Below are 12,919 nucleotides of genomic sequence, written 5' to 3' on the forward strand. Positions count from 1 at the left end.
GGAAAAAGACCAGATGGTGGAATTCGCTCGTTTGAGCCTGCATGTCCCCGAACCCGCCGTCCGTCCGGGCGGTCATCCCGATTTTTCCAACGTCAACATCGCAAAGGCCGGCTCCGTGCCGCGGCCGGAGGTCGATGTCGCGTCTGAAGACATCCGAGATCTCGCCTATTCTATCATCCGCGTGCTGAATCGCGACGGTGAAGCTGTCGGTCCCTGGGCCGGCTCATCGACCGATGAGGAGTTGCTGACGGGGCTTCGCAATATGATGAAGCTGCGCGCTTTCGATTCCCGTATGCTGATGGCGCAACGGCAGGGCAAGACATCCTTCTATATGCAGCATCTCGGCGAAGAGGCGGTCAGCTGCGCCTTCCGCAAGGCGCTGCAGAAGGGCGACATGAATTTCCCGACCTATCGTCAGGCCGGCCTCTTGATTGCCGACGACTATCCGATGGTCGAGATGATGAACCAGATCTACTCGAACGAGAGCGATCCGCTGCGCGGGCGCCAGCTTCCCATCATGTATTCCTCCAAGGAGCACGGCTTTTTCACCATTTCAGGCAATCTTGCCACGCAATATGTGCAGGCGGTCGGCTGGGCGATGGCCTCGGCGATCAAGAATGACAGCCGCATCGCAGCCGCCTGGATCGGCGATGGCTCGACGGCGGAATCGGATTTCCATTCGGCTTTGGTCTTCGCCTCCACCTACAAGGCGCCTGTCATTCTCAATATCGTCAACAATCAGTGGGCGATCTCCACCTTCCAGGGCATTGCGCGCGGCGGTTCGGGCACTTTTGCGGCCCGCGGTCTCGGCTTCGGCATTCCGGCGCTGCGCGTCGATGGCAATGACTATCTCGCCGTCCATGCCGTCGCTCGCTGGGCGGCGGAGCGGGCGCGTCGCAATCTCGGCCCGACGCTGATCGAATATGTCACCTATCGCGTCGGCGCCCATTCCACGTCCGACGATCCAAGTGCCTATCGCCCGAAGACGGAATCGGAAGCCTGGCCGCTCGGCGACCCCGTCCTGCGCCTGAAGAAGCACCTGATCGTCAGAGGCGTCTGGTCGGAGGAACGCCATACCCAGGCCGAAGCGGAGATCATGGACGAGGTGATCGAGGCGCAGCGCCAGGCGGAGGCGCACGGCACGCTGCATGATGGCGGCAAACCATCGGTGCGCGACATTTTCGAGGGCGTTTATGCCGAAATGCCGCCGCATATTCGCCGCCAGCGGCAGAAGGCGGGGTACTGACATGGCTCGGATGACGATGATCGAGGCGGTGCGCAGCGCCATGGATGTCTCGATGGCACGCGACGACAATGTCGTGGTCTTCGGCGAGGACGTCGGCTATTTCGGCGGCGTCTTCCGCTGTACGCAAGGCCTGCAGGCGAAATACGGCAAGACGCGCTGCTTCGATACGCCGATCAGCGAATCCGGCATCGTCGGCACGGCGATCGGCATGGCAGCCTATGGGCTGAAGCCCTGCGTCGAGATCCAGTTCGCCGATTATATGTATCCGGCATACGACCAGCTTACGCAGGAGGCGGCGCGCATCCGCTATCGCTCCAACGGCGATTTCACCTGCCCGATCGTCGTGCGCATGCCGACCGGCGGCGGCATCTTCGGCGGCCAGACGCATAGTCAAAGTCCCGAGGCACTGTTTACCCATGTCTGCGGCCTGAAGGTGGTCGTGCCCTCCAATCCCTATGATGCCAAGGGCCTTTTGATTGCCGCGATCGAGGATCCTGATCCCGTCATGTTCCTGGAGCCGAAGCGGCTCTATAATGGGCCTTTCGACGGTCATCATGAGCGGCCTGTTACGCCCTGGTCGAAACATGATCTCGGCGAAGTGCCGGAGGATCATTATACGATCCCGATCGGCAAGGCCGAGGTGCGACGCACGGGCTCGGCCGTGACCGTCATCGCCTATGGCACGATGGTGCATGTGGCGCTTGCCGCTGCCGAGGATGCGGGCATTGATGCGGAAGTGATCGATCTCAGGAGTCTCCTGCCGCTCGATCTCGATACGATCGTCAAATCCGTCACCAAGACCGGCCGCTGCGTCGTCGTGCATGAGGCCACATTGACCTCGGGCTTCGGAGCCGAAATCGTATCTTTGGTGCAGGAATATTGCTTCTATCAGCTCGAAGCCCCCGTCGTGCGTGTCGCCGGCTGGGACACGCCCTATCCGCATGCACAGGAATGGGATTATTTCCCTGGACCCGGGCGCGTCGGGCGCGCGCTTGCCGAAGTGATGGAGGCCTGAACCATGGGCGAATTCATCATCAAGATGCCCGATGTCGGCGAAGGTGTCGCCGAGGCGGAACTTGTCGAATGGCATGTGAAGACCGGCGATCCGGTGCGCGAGGATATGGTGATTGCCGCCGTCATGACCGACAAGGCGACCGTCGAAATTCCCTCGCCTGTCAACGGCATCGTAACCTGGCTTGCCGGCGAGGTGGGCGACCGTATCGCGGTGAAGGCGCCGCTCGTGCGGATCGAGACGGCGGCGTCGACCGCAGACGCAGAGCCCACAGCCGTTGCTCAGCCAAAAGCGGCCGAGCCGGTCAAGATTGAAACTCCGAAACCCGTGCCAAAAGCACCAACGCCGGCAGCCGCGCCGGACGAAAAGCCGCTAGCAGCTCCGTCGGTCCGGCTCTTCGCCCGAGAAAGCGGCGTGGATCTCCGGCAGGTGCAGGGCACGGGCCCGGCGGGGCGCATCCTGCGCGAGGATGTCGAGCAGTTCCTGAATCAGGGGGCAGCGCCCGCTCCGGCGCGCGCTGGCCTCGCGAGGAAAACGGCGACCGAGGAGGTCAAATTGACCGGTCTTCGCCGCCGTATTGCCGAAAAGATGGTACTTTCCACCTCACGTATTCCCCACATCACCTATGTGGAAGAGGTGGATATGACCGCCCTCGAAGAGCTGCGCGCCACGATGAATTCCGACCGCAAGGCGGAGCATCCCAAGCTGACGGTTTTGCCCTTCCTCATGCGGGCGCTCGTCAAGGCGATTTCCTATCAGCCCGATGTCAACGCCACATTCGATGACGATGCCGGCATCATCACGCGCCATGGCGCCGTGCATATCGGCATTGCCACACAGACGCCGGCAGGACTTACCGTGCCTGTCGTGCGCCATGCGGAAGCGCGCGGCATCTTCGATTGTGCCCTCGAAATGAACCGGCTGGCGGAAGCAGCGCGCTCGGGTACGGCGACGCGAGACGAGTTGTCGGGTTCGACCATCACCATCAGCTCGCTCGGGGCGCTTGGCGGTATCGTCTCCACACCTGTCATCAACCACCCGGAAGTGGCCATCATTGGCGTCAACAAGATCGCGACGCGACCGGTCTGGGATGGCACGCAGTTCGTGCCGCGCAAGATGATGAACCTTTCCTCCAGCTTCGACCACCGCATCATCGACGGCTGGGATGCGGCGACCTTCGTGCAGCGCATCCGCACGCTGCTCGAAACGCCGGCGCTCATTTTCATCGAAGGCTGAGCCATGAAAGAGATTGTTTGCAAGCTCCTCGTCATCGGCGCCGGTCCCGGTGGTTATGTCTGCGCCATCCGCGCTGGCCAGTTGGGAGTCGATACTGTCATTGTCGAGGCCGGCAAGCCGGGCGGCACCTGCCTGACGGTCGGCTGCATTCCTTCCAAGGCGCTAATCCACGCGGCCGAGGAATTCGATGCCACCCAGCGCATGCTGGCGGGCAAGAACCCGATGGGCATCCGCGTCGAAGGCGCCTGCATTGATCTGACGAAGACGGTCGGCTGGAAAGACGGTATCGTCGGTCGGTTGACGAGCGGCGTCTCCGGCCTGTTGCAGAAGGCGCGCGTGAAGATCGTCCACGGCCGCGCGCATTTTCGCGATGGCAAGACGGTCGAGGTGGAAACGGAGACGGGCCAGCAGATCATCCGCGCCGAGACCGTCGTCATCGCGACCGGCTCCGATCCGGTAGAGCTTCCGAACCTGCCCTTCGGCGGTCGGGTCATCTCTTCCACCGAGGCATTGTCGCTGAGGGAGTTGCCGAAGAACCTTGTCGTGGTCGGCGGCGGTTACATTGGGCTGGAACTCGGGATCGCATTCCAGAAAATGGGATCGCAGGTAACCATCGTCGAAGCAACCCAGCAGGTCCTGCCGCAATATGATGCCGAACTCGTCCGGCCCGTCATGCGCAAGATGACTGAACGCGGCATTCTTCTATTGACCGGTGCAAAGGCGATCGGCCTTTCCGATGCCGGCGAAGGGCTTGTCGTCGAAACGCCCGACAACCGACAGCAGACGCTCGCCGCAGACCGCATTCTCGTCACTGTCGGCCGCCGTCCGAGAACGGCGGGATCGGGGCTCGAAGAACTCGATCTCGACCGCGCCGGCCCCTTCCTCAGGATCGACGATCGCTGCCGCACTTCCATGCGCGGCATCTTTGCCATCGGCGATGTCACAGGTGAACCGATGCTCGCGCATCGGGCGATGGCGCAAGGGGAGATGGTCGCCGAGATCGTTGCCGGAAAGAAGCGGGCCTGGGACAAGCGCTGCATCCCCGCAATCTGCTTCACCGATCCGGAAATCGTCAGCGCCGGCCTGTCGCCGGCAGAGGCGCGTAGCCAGGGATATGAGATCAAAACCGGACAGTTTCCCTTCAGCGCCAATGGCCGCGCCATGACCATGCTCTCCGAAGACGGCTTCGTGCGGGTGGTGGCGCGGGCCGATACCAACCTCGTTCTCGGCCTGCAGGCCGTTGGCGCGGGTGTCTCCGAACTCTCGGCCGCCTTCGCGCTCGCCATCGAAATGGGCGCACGGTTGGAGGATATTGCCGGCACCATCCATGCGCACCCGACCCGCAGTGAGGCCGTGATGGAGGCAGCGCTGAAGGCACTTGGCAACGCGCTTCATATATAGGCTATAGGCGGACTTACCGGGCCTTCTGCTCGACGCCAGTCGAGCGCCGCTCGACAAGCTCTCCGGAAAGGCGGATCGTCGTCGCGGCCCTGAGAAGCGCCGACGTATCACCCTCGATCATTTCGACGACGACGCGTACGATTTCGTCGACGGGTTGGCGGAAAGTGGTGAGATTGTAGTGCGGCCAGCCGGCCATCGGAATGTCGTCGAAACCTGCAACCAAGACATCGTCGGGAACACGGCAGCCGGCCTCCTCCCGGAGTGCATCGATGCCGCCGATCGCCAGAATATCGTTGGCGAAGAAAATGGCGTCGGTGCTTTTCTTCGCGGCGATTTCAAGGGCGGCCGTGCGGCCGGCATGATAGCTGTATTCCCGCCCCTCGATCTGTGCGCTCAGCGTCATGCCGAGCTCGGCAATGCGCGTGACGAAGCCGCTCTGCCGTTCCCGGTTGGTGGTCGTGTGGCTGAGGCCGGCGACATAGGCAACCCTGCGAGCGCCTTGCTTGTGAAAATGATCTGCAATGGCGCGCGCGCCTTCGACATTGTTGCAGGCAACACAGCTGAGGTTCGTCTCTTCGATGACGCGGTTGATCAGGATGGCCGGCCTGCCTTCCGTCGCCCAGCTTAGTGTCGCGCCCGACAGGATCGTCGCGGAAATGACGATAACCGCATCAACATTGTAGCGTCGCAATGCTGAAAGCTGCTCCTCGAGATTGGACCCCTTGGCGATGTTGAAGAGCAGGCTCTGCAGGCCGATGCGCTGCAGTGCGCGGGAGAGTTTTTCGATCAGGCCCGGGTAGAAGGGGTTCTGCATATCGGAGACGACGATGCCGATAATGTTCGTGCGGCTCTTCGAGAGCATGCTGGCGATCGCATTCGGCTGATAGTCGACTTCTGCCGCATATTTCAGAATTCGCTCGCGCAGATCGGCTGCGATGCTTGCGCCTGGTGTGAAGGCACGCGAGACTGCCGATTGGCTGACGCCGAGCATACGCGCGAGCTCTCGGGCCGTAATCGGCTTTGACGGTTCCCCTTGCAAGGATGGCAATCCTTGTTTGCGCATGATCCAATTCCCCGATCGCCGCTCTCTACCTTCTCCTTTCTTCTTGCATTCGGATGCAAGAATTTCAACTACTTCTTATACGCGGCGGATCGCTCGTTCCCTACGAACTCTTTTCGCTTCCGAATATCGGCGCCGGGATGCGTTGCAGCGTCAAGAATCCAGAGAAATAAGGCGTCATTTCACCTTTGAGCGTTTGATACCCACCAGAGAGCACTTTTGCTGATTCCGACATAAAACCTATTCCAATTTCAGTTCAATCGCCGTGTTGCATACGGATGCAAACTGGAAGATGCTTTTGGTAACGACAACACCGGCGCTGAAAACGTCCGTTCTTCGAGGGAATGCCAGTGGGTACGATTATCAAGTCCGTTGAAGCTTTTCAGGTGAAGTGGGAGCCCAACGAGCCGCCGGGCCGCCGCACGGCTTTCGTGCGCGTAACTACGGAAGATGGCATCGTCGGCCATGGTGAAGCTTCGCCGATGATGGGCGGCGAGCACTCGCTTGGCGTCGTCAGGGATTTCGCAGCCTCGCTCGTCGGTGCGGATGCGCTCGACCAGGCGGTCCTCTACGATCGGCTGCTGCACAGATATGTAAAGCTTGGACCCGAAGGCGCTGTCACCGGCGCGCTTGCCGCACTTGATATTGCCCTCTGGGACATCAAGGGCAAGCACTTCAACCAGCCCGTCTACAAGCTGCTTGGCGGCGCCTGGCGCACCGAACTGCCCTTCTATTCGTCGGTCGGCAATAATGCCGGGCGCACCGTCGATGAAACCGTTCGCGTGGTCGAGCAGCGTTGGAAGGCCGAAAAGCCGGCCGCCATCAAGATCCGCTGGGACGGTGACCGCACCCGCCAGGACTATGATATTCCCGGTGACATCGCCAAGGCGAAGGCCGTGCGCAAGCTGGTGGGGGATGATTTCCCGCTCGCGTTCGACGCCAACAACCAATATTCGGTCGGTGGCGCCATCCGCGTCGGCCGCGCGCTCGAAGAGCTTGGTTATGTCTGGTTCGAGGAGCCGGTTCAGCACTATAACGTGCGCGCCATGGGCGAGGTCGCCCAGCGTCTCGACATCACCGTTTCGGCCGCCGAACAGTCCTACACGACCCAGGCCGTTGTCGACATGATCAATGCCGGCGTGCGCATGGTACAGCCTGACATCGTCAAGATGGGCGGCATTACCGGTCTCATGCAGTGTGCCGCGATCTGCTTTGCCCACGGCGTCGAACTCGTTCCGCACCAGACCCAGCCGACGATCGCCCATGTGGCGAACCTGCATGTGCTGGCAACGCTGATGCACAACACCAAGCCCGCCGAATTCTCCGATCCATCGACACGCATGCATGTCGGCTTCGCCAATCCGCCGATCCCGGAAGACGGCAAGTTCAAGGTGCCGGCCGGCCCGGGCCTCGGCCTGATCGTCAACGACGCCGAGCTCGACAAGCGGCGAAGCTGAATATTCTGACACATGGGAGGAAATGACATGAACCTGAGAAGACGCCAGTTTCTGGAATTGAGCGCGGCCACGGCTGCGATGAGCATGCTCGGACCCGCTCTCGCCCGTGCGGCGAACGATCCCGACACTATTCGCATCGGCATTGCCGCCAACGGCCCGCGCACCAGCGATCCGAACTACACAACACAGGGCGGCGATAACTGGGCGACCGAGCAGATGTACGAACAGCTCGTTCGCCCGGATGACGGCACGTTCGCGACGACGCCGGATCAGTACCGGCCCACGCTCGCCACCGAATGGTCGGCCTCGTCGGATGCCAAGACCTGGACCTTCAAACTCCGTCAGGGCGTGCAGTTCCACAAGGGTTTTGGTGAAATGACGTCCGAAGACGTCGTCTTCTCCTTCAAGCGCGCCATGGCCGACGGCACGAACAAGCCGATCCTGTCCAACATCGCCGACGTCGTCGCCACCGGACCCTATGAGGTCGTGATTACGCTGAAGAATTCCGACGTGAACCTGTTGGGTACGTCGATCTTCCTCAACAATACGGCGATCGTTTCCAAGAAGGCCGTTGACCAGATGGGTGCGGAGAAGTTCAAGACCGATGCAGTCGGCACCGGTCCCTACGAACTTACGCGTTTCGACAGCAAGTGGGGCACGGCGCTGAAGCGTCATGAAACCTATTGGGGAGAGAAAGCGAAGGTCGCCAAGGTCGAGTCCGTCTATATCGCCGACACCACGGCGCGCACGCTTGCGCTGCTGGCGGGCGATGTCGACATGATCGAGGCCGTGCGCGCGCCGGGCTGGGTCGATTCCATGCTGCAGCGCGATTCAACACTGCAGTTCGACATGACGTCGCCGGGTTCGTTCAACACGCTGCATATCAACCTGAAGCGCAAGCCTTTCGACAACATCAAGGTGCGTCAGGCGATCATGTATGCTGTCGATCGCCATGCGGTTGCCGAGGCCATGAAGCCGATGGGAGGCTTTACCGCCGACCTTCAGCCGGAATCCTTCCCGGGCGGTTTCAAGACCGAAGAGCTGCCGCCGGAACTTCAGTACAATTACGATCCTGACAAGGCCAAAGCTTTGCTCGCCGAAGCCGGCTTCCCCGATGGTTTCGACTTCGAAAGCAATGTCAGCCAGCGCGAAGACTATGCGTCGATCATGCTGATCGTACAGGAACAGCTGCGTGCCGTCGGCATGCGCATGAACCTGCATATCGGCGACCATACCGCCTATCATGCTGACAACCAGCACGACAAGAACACGCTGGCCCTGCATTCCTCGAGCTATCCGCCGATCCCGACGCAGCTCTATACGCAGCAGCTTTCGACCAAGGCGGAAGTCAAGCCGGATGGTTCCGGCGGCATCAACTACAGCCACTATGGCGTGGTCATCCCGGGGATCGACGATCTGCTCGCCAAAGCGCTGCAGGCGACCGACTACAAGTCCTACGTCGATTACTGCAAGCAGATCGAGCTTCAGGTCCTGCGCGACCTGCCGCTGATCGGCATGTCGACGCTCTCCTTCACGGTTGCCCGCAATGCCCGCCTCGACCTCGGCTACAAGGTGCAGAGCGGTTACGCACGCTGGCGCTTCCACCACGCAACCAAGAAGGCCTGATTTCCAGGTCACAATGAATGCGGGTGAATGACCATGGCTAGATATTTTCTCCTCCGGCTGGCGGATGCCATTCCGACAATCTGGCTGGTGCTCACGCTCGTGTTCATCGCGATGCGGATCCTGCCGGGCGATCCGGCGATTGCGGCTCTGGGAGACATGGCTCTCCCGGAGCAGCTTGCAGCCTTCCGCCACCAAATGGGGCTCGATGTGCCGCTCTGGCAGCAGTACATCAACTTCCTTCGCGGCGTGCTCAGCCTCGATTTCGGCCAGTCCTACATGAATGGCGAACCGGTGCTGAACCTGATCGCCGCCAATCTGCCCTATACGATCGAACTCACCGTTGTGGCGATGATCATTGGCGTCGGTGCCGGCGTGCCCTTCGGCGTAGTGGCGGCAACCCATCGTGACAGGTTGCCGGATTCCGGCATGCGCGTCTTTGCCCTTCTCGGTTATGCCATTCCGGATTTCTATCTCGGCGCGCTTCTCTTGATTGGCTTTGCATTGAACCTCGGTTGGTTCCCGATCAACGGGGGCGGCGATGGGTTCATGGATCGCATGTACCATATCGTGCTGCCGGCCCTGACGCTCGCACTTGTCAAGGCGGCCTTCATCGGCCGGCTGTCGCGGACTGCGCTTCTGGAAACGCTCGGCAAAGACTATGTCCGCACCGCCCGCGCCAAGGGTGCCCGCGAACCTCGCGTCATCTATCGTCACGGTCTGCGCAATGCGCTTCTGCCGCTCTCGACCGGCATGGGCCTCAGCCTGCTTGCCACGCTGTCCGGTTCGGTCGCCGTAGAGCTGGTCTTCAACAGGCCCGGCCTCGGGCGCATGCTCATCCAGGCGATCAACGAGCGTGACTATGGCGTCATTCAGGGCGGCGTCGTTGTCTTCGCGCTTCTCGTCCTTTTGATCAATCTGGTGATGGATCTCCTCTACATCGTCATCGATCCTCGCATCCGGGTGAAATAATGAGCATCATCACTCAAACGCCTGGGTCTGCTCTACAGACCTCCGAGCAGCCTCTGCTGGCACCAGCACCTGGTTTGCTGTCGCTCTTGTCGAAAACGCTGTTGCACCGGCCCTCGACCCTTTTCGCGCTGGTGATTGCACTCGTCTTCTTCGTGATCGCAGTCTTCGCACCGGTGCTGGCGCCCTATGATCCGCTCGCCCAGAGCATCCTCTCGATCAACAAGGCGCCCTCGGCCGCACACTGGCTCGGCACGGACCAGTTTGGGCGCGACGTTCTCTCGCGCATGATCCACGGTTCGCGCAATTCGCTGCTCTTCGGCCTGATCTCGCCGGCGCTCGCTGCGCTGCTCGGTACCGCACTTGGCGTAACAGCCGGGTATTTCGGGGGCCTGATCGATCGTATCATCAGCCGGTTCATCGATTTGCTGCTCGCCTTCCCGGAACTGCTGCTCGCGATCATTATCGCAGCCGTCCTCGGTGGCGCCTTCTGGAACATCATCGCCGTCATTACTGTCGCGTTCATTCCCGGCTTTGCCCGTGTCGCTCGTGCCTCGACCCTGTCGGTCAAGCAGGAGCCGTATGTGGAAGCGGCAATCGCCGTCGGCGTGCGCACGCCCGTTATCATCTTCCGCCATATCATTCCGAATATCGCAGCCCCCATCGTCGTACTGATGACGCTTTGGGTCGCGTCAGCCATCCGCCTTGAGGCCTCGCTCAGCTTCCTCGGCATCGGTACCCGCGCCCCCAATCCAAGCTGGGGCAATATCATCCGCGATGGTCTTAACAATCTCTTCGGCTCGCCCTGGCCGATCATTGCCGCCGGTTTTGCCATCACCTGCGTCGTGCTGTCCTTCAACCTGATCGGCGACGCGGTGCGCGACATGCTGGATCCGGAGACGAGCCAATGACATCAAAAACGCAGTCTCCGTTGCTCAAGGTCGATAATCTCGCCGTCGAATTCGGCCCGAAGGATTCCCCGATCCGTGTCGTGAATGGCGTCTCCTTCGAGGTCGAGGCCGGGGGTTCGGTCGGCATCGTCGGTGAATCCGGATCGGGCAAGTCGATCACCTCGCTGTCGATCATGGGGCTGATCCCGAATCCGCCCGGCCGCATTGCACAGGGTCGTATCGAGCTTGAAGGCGTCAACCTTCTCGATCTGCCGAAGACGAAATTGCCGGAGATCCGCGGTCGCGATATCGCCATGATCTTTCAGGAGCCGATGAGTTCTCTGAACCCGGTCATGACGATCGGCGACCAGATCGGCGAGGCGATCAAGCTGCATGAGAGGATGAGCCGCGAACAGCGCCGCGCCCGCATCATCGAACTTCTGAAACTCGTCGGCATCCCCAATCCGGAAGGCCGCCTCGATGCCTATCCGCATCAGTTCTCTGGCGGCATGCGCCAGCGCGTGATGATCGCCATGGCGGTTGCCTGCAATCCGAAACTCTTGATCGCAGACGAGCCGACAACGGCACTCGACGTCACCATCCAGGCCCAGGTGCTCGACCTGATGGCGAAGGTGCGCAAGACGTTGAACACCGCCGTGCTTTTGATCTCGCACGATCTCGGCGTCATCGCCGAAGTCTGCGATCGCGTCATCGTCATGTATGCCGGACGAGTGGTCGAGGACGCCGATGTCCGCTCGATCTTCAGGAACCCGAGCCATCCCTATACGCAGGGACTGCTCAAATCGATCCCGCGGCTCGATGACGATCAGAAGCGTCTCTACCAGATCCCCGGCTCGGTGCCGACCGCGGGCTCGGTGAAGCAGGGCTGTCCCTTCTACGCCCGCTGTGGGAACCGGACCGACAGATGCGCGGCCGAAATGCCGCCCATGTTCACCATATCAGAAAGCCATAAGGCGGCCTGCTGGGTCACCGCCGGAGCAACAGCATGACAGAGATGAACAGCACCGACGACCTGTTGATCGTCCGCAACCTCGGCAAGACCTTTTCCGATGCTGGCGGCCTGTCTTTCACGAGTTCCTCCTCCGGCGGCGTACGCGCCGTCGACGGAGCCTCCTTTTCCGTCAAGCCGGGCGAGACGCTGGCGCTGGTCGGTGAATCCGGCTGCGGCAAGTCCACGCTTGGCCGCCTTCTGCTGCGGCTGATCCAGCCGAGCGATGGTGAAGTGCTGTTCGAAGGGCGCGATATCACATCGCTGAGTGCGGCCGAGATGCGCATGATGCGCGCCAGGATGCAGATGGTCTTCCAGGATCCCTACGGCTCGCTCAGCCCGCGTCGTTCGATCGCTCAGATCATCTCCGAGCCGTTGGAAGTCTTCGGTTTGGCGAAATCCTCGAGGGAACGGCGTGACCGCGTCGCCGAACTGCTGACGCAGGTCGGCCTGTCCCCGAGCTTCATGGACCGTTATCCGCGCCAGTTCTCCGGCGGCCAGCGCCAGCGCATCGGCATCGCGCGTGCCATATCGGTCAATCCGAAATTCATCGTCGCCGACGAGCCGGTCTCTGCGCTTGATGTCTCCGTGCAGGCGCAGATCGTCAATCTGCTGCAGGATTTGCAGGTCGAACGAAAGCTCTCCTATCTCTTCATCGCCCATGACCTGGCGGTCGTACGCCACATCGCCGATCGCGTGGCGGTGATGTATCTCGGCAGGATCGTGGAGATCGGGCCGAAGAAGTCGATCTATTCCATGCCGCAGCATCCCTATACGCAGGCACTGCTGTCGGCCGCGCCCGAGCCAGATCCGGATCGCAAGGCAAACCGTATCGTGCTGCAGGGCGACGTGCCGAGCCCGTCCCGCGTCCCGTCGGGATGCAGCTTCCACACGCGCTGTCCTATCGCAAGGGACATCTGCAAGGTCGAGCGTCCGGGCTTGCGCGAAGTATCGCCGAACCAGTTCTCAGCCTGCCATTTCGCCGCGCCCAATCCACTGACGCACGCAGGGTGAAG

General features: G+C 61.3%; 11 protein-coding genes. 10 read left to right on the forward strand and 1 reads right to left on the reverse strand.

Going from position 1 to position 12,919, the window contains the following annotated elements:
• Positions 1-13 precede the first annotated feature (13 nt).
• From AC1DF8_RS10035 to lpdA, 4 genes are read left to right on the forward strand one after another with little or no spacing between them, the layout of a single operon-like run.
• A complete protein-coding gene (locus AC1DF8_RS10035) occupies positions 14-1,246 on the forward strand; it encodes a 3-methyl-2-oxobutanoate dehydrogenase (2-methylpropanoyl-transferring) subunit alpha (protein ID WP_112971734.1) in 1,233 nt (410 codons plus the stop codon).
• A 1-nt stretch (position 1,247) separates the two neighbouring features.
• Positions 1,248-2,261, forward strand: a complete 1,014-nt coding sequence (locus AC1DF8_RS10040) for an alpha-ketoacid dehydrogenase subunit beta (protein WP_112546437.1) — start codon at positions 1,248-1,250, stop codon at positions 2,259-2,261.
• Between the two features lie 3 nt (positions 2,262-2,264).
• Positions 2,265-3,494, forward strand: coding sequence for a dihydrolipoamide acetyltransferase family protein (locus AC1DF8_RS10045; RefSeq protein ID WP_478153262.1), 1,230 nt, complete (start codon positions 2,265-2,267; stop codon positions 3,492-3,494).
• A 3-nt stretch (positions 3,495-3,497) separates the two neighbouring features.
• Complete coding sequence (gene lpdA, locus AC1DF8_RS10050) at positions 3,498-4,895, forward strand: dihydrolipoyl dehydrogenase (protein WP_478153264.1); 1,398 nt, start codon at positions 3,498-3,500, stop codon at positions 4,893-4,895.
• 13 nt (positions 4,896-4,908) lie between these two features.
• On the opposite strand, the gene AC1DF8_RS10055 is transcribed toward lpdA, so the two are convergent.
• Complete coding sequence (locus AC1DF8_RS10055; RefSeq protein ID WP_113213065.1) at positions 4,909-5,958, reverse strand: LacI family DNA-binding transcriptional regulator; 1,050 nt, start codon at positions 5,956-5,958, stop codon at positions 4,909-4,911.
• A gap of 347 nt (positions 5,959-6,305) precedes the next feature.
• On the opposite strand from AC1DF8_RS10055, the gene AC1DF8_RS10060 reads away from it, so the two are divergent.
• Genes AC1DF8_RS10060 through AC1DF8_RS10085 form a run of 6 tightly spaced genes read left to right on the forward strand, consistent with a single transcriptional unit; the run spans position 6,306 to position 12,917 of the window.
• Positions 6,306-7,412 (forward strand): mandelate racemase/muconate lactonizing enzyme family protein, encoded by a 1,107-nt coding sequence (locus AC1DF8_RS10060; protein WP_478153266.1) that lies wholly within the window; start codon positions 6,306-6,308, stop codon positions 7,410-7,412.
• 27 nt (positions 7,413-7,439) lie between these two features.
• Positions 7,440-9,038, forward strand: a complete 1,599-nt coding sequence (locus AC1DF8_RS10065) for an ABC transporter substrate-binding protein (RefSeq protein ID WP_162738588.1) — start codon at positions 7,440-7,442, stop codon at positions 9,036-9,038.
• Positions 9,039-9,071: 33 nt separating this feature from the next.
• Positions 9,072-10,007 carry an ABC transporter permease gene (locus AC1DF8_RS10070; RefSeq protein ID WP_113115794.1) on the forward strand — a complete coding sequence of 312 codons (936 nt, stop codon included), beginning with the start codon at positions 9,072-9,074 and terminating at the stop codon, positions 10,005-10,007.
• Entirely contained in the window at positions 10,007-10,915 is a 909-nt protein-coding gene (locus tag AC1DF8_RS10075) for an ABC transporter permease (RefSeq protein ID WP_478153269.1), read from the forward strand. The genes AC1DF8_RS10070 and AC1DF8_RS10075 overlap by 1 nt, the downstream gene beginning before the upstream one ends.
• Positions 10,912-11,904 carry an ABC transporter ATP-binding protein gene (locus AC1DF8_RS10080; protein WP_478153271.1) on the forward strand — a complete coding sequence of 331 codons (993 nt, stop codon included), beginning with the start codon at positions 10,912-10,914 and terminating at the stop codon, positions 11,902-11,904. Before AC1DF8_RS10075 ends, AC1DF8_RS10080 begins: the two co-directional genes overlap by 4 nt.
• Positions 11,901-12,917: an ABC transporter ATP-binding protein gene (locus AC1DF8_RS10085; protein ID WP_478153273.1), complete on the forward strand. Its 1,017-nt coding sequence runs from the start codon at positions 11,901-11,903 to the stop codon at positions 12,915-12,917. The genes AC1DF8_RS10080 and AC1DF8_RS10085 overlap by 4 nt, the downstream gene beginning before the upstream one ends.
• Positions 12,918-12,919: the final 2 nt, after the last annotated feature.

The sequence above is a fragment of the Rhizobium sp. 05N49 genome (assembly GCF_056396805.1).

Bases quoted from the DNA above. Each gene is read 5' to 3' on its own strand.
- AC1DF8_RS10085 (WP_478153273.1), top strand. From the start codon at position 11,901: ATGACAGAGATGAACAGCACCGACGACCTGTTGATCGTCCGCAACCTC.
- AC1DF8_RS10080 (WP_478153271.1), top strand. From the start codon at position 10,912: ATGACATCAAAAACGCAGTCTCCGTTGCTCAAGGTCGATAATCTCGCC.
- AC1DF8_RS10055 (WP_113213065.1), bottom strand. From the start codon at position 5,958: ATGCGCAAACAAGGATTGCCATCCTTGCAAGGGGAACCGTCAAAGCCG.
- lpdA (WP_478153264.1), top strand. From the start codon at position 3,498: ATGAAAGAGATTGTTTGCAAGCTCCTCGTCATCGGCGCCGGTCCCGGT.
- AC1DF8_RS10035 (WP_112971734.1), top strand. From the start codon at position 14: ATGGTGGAATTCGCTCGTTTGAGCCTGCATGTCCCCGAACCCGCCGTC.
- AC1DF8_RS10075 (WP_478153269.1), top strand. From the start codon at position 10,007: ATGAGCATCATCACTCAAACGCCTGGGTCTGCTCTACAGACCTCCGAG.
- AC1DF8_RS10070 (WP_113115794.1), top strand. From the start codon at position 9,072: ATGGCTAGATATTTTCTCCTCCGGCTGGCGGATGCCATTCCGACAATC.
- AC1DF8_RS10040 (WP_112546437.1), top strand. From the start codon at position 1,248: ATGGCTCGGATGACGATGATCGAGGCGGTGCGCAGCGCCATGGATGTC.
- AC1DF8_RS10045 (WP_478153262.1), top strand. From the start codon at position 2,265: ATGGGCGAATTCATCATCAAGATGCCCGATGTCGGCGAAGGTGTCGCC.
- AC1DF8_RS10065 (WP_162738588.1), top strand. From the start codon at position 7,440: ATGAACCTGAGAAGACGCCAGTTTCTGGAATTGAGCGCGGCCACGGCT.